Raw genomic sequence first — 1170 nt, 5'->3', positions numbered from 1 at the left:
ATTCGTCATGACTTGTGCCCATTTGCAGCGTTGCCGTTTAAGGTCGGTCGAGTTGGTATCTATGCTTGCTTTGAGTCGTCGTTGATAGAGACCTCTTATTTTATCCGTGATGAAATAAACCGCCTGTTCGAATCAGACACAGAAGAACTCGAGACAAGCTTGCTGGTGTTAAGTCCCAATACAATTTCGCAGTTTGAGATGTTCTTAGACTTTGTTGATGAGTTAAATGACGGGGTTGAGGACTCTGGTTTGTCTGATGAATTGCAAGTCGTTGCATTTCATCCTGAGTTTGAATTTGAAGGTGAATTAAAAAATGCTCGATCTCACTACACAAATCGTAGTCCTTACCCAATGATTCATTTGATCAGGCAAGAGTCTATGGCTAAGGCAATACTGGCTTATGGAGAGGACAAAACGGAAGATATTCCTCATCGAAATATTGATTTTCTTGAGTCGATGGATGAACAGACATTTGCGCAGATTAGGGGATATGTAGAGCTCAAATGAGAGCCAGATCTTGCATCAAGAGCTTTCAATCACGATTTGGCTTTTTCCGCTGTTTTTAGCTTCTGATAAATTCCGGTCAGCTTTTTTCCAGGCTGAATCAACGTTGTCCGTTTGNCTCACAACGGAGCCTCCGATCGACAAGGTTGTGTTTATAAACTCGCCATTACTTGTCATTATTTTTAGTTCAGAGAATTCTTTGAGTAGCCGGTCCGCATATATTTTTGCTTGGTTGATCGATGTGTTGACTAAAAGCACTGAAAATTCTTCGCCGCTCATTCTTCCTACGATGCTTCGTCGATAAATTTGATTATGCTTGTCAGCGATCAACTTGGATGTAAATTCTTCTCGTTGAGATCGTGATTTTAATAGTGTCCCAAATTCAGAAAGTATTTTATCTCCGGTCAAATGTCCGTAGCGATCGTTGAAAAATTTGAAATTATCAATATTTATCGAAAGCCATACAAGTTCATGCGGCTGAGTTTCCAGTTCATTTTTTACGGTAGCTAAGAACCCGCGGCGATTATAGATCCCAGTCAACTCATCGCGTTCGCTTAACGATTGGTATTTTTGGAATTCCCGATTAAGTTCTTCACTGGTTTCTTTAAGGAAGGTGTAGCGATGACTGAGTACTAATGATAGTAATGCGATCTTTATGGAAACGCC

Annotated in this window: 2 protein-coding genes; one reads left to right on the top strand and one right to left on the bottom strand. The window is 40.5% G+C overall.

The annotated features are described in order from the left end of the window. Positions 1-507, top strand: a 507-nt coding sequence (locus A3739_RS27260; RefSeq protein WP_068503503.1) for a DUF1415 family protein, incomplete at its 5' end; no start/stop codon positions are given. Positions 508-522: 15 nt separating this feature from the next. Here A3739_RS27260 and A3739_RS27255 read toward each other — a convergent pair. After that, positions 523-1170 (bottom strand): GGDEF domain-containing protein (locus A3739_RS27255; protein ID WP_156502898.1); only part of this gene is annotated, 648 nt, incomplete at its 5' end.

The sequence above is a fragment of the Oleiphilus sp. HI0067 genome (genome assembly GCF_001635735.1).
This window is presented reverse-complemented; position numbering and strand designations above follow the sequence as displayed.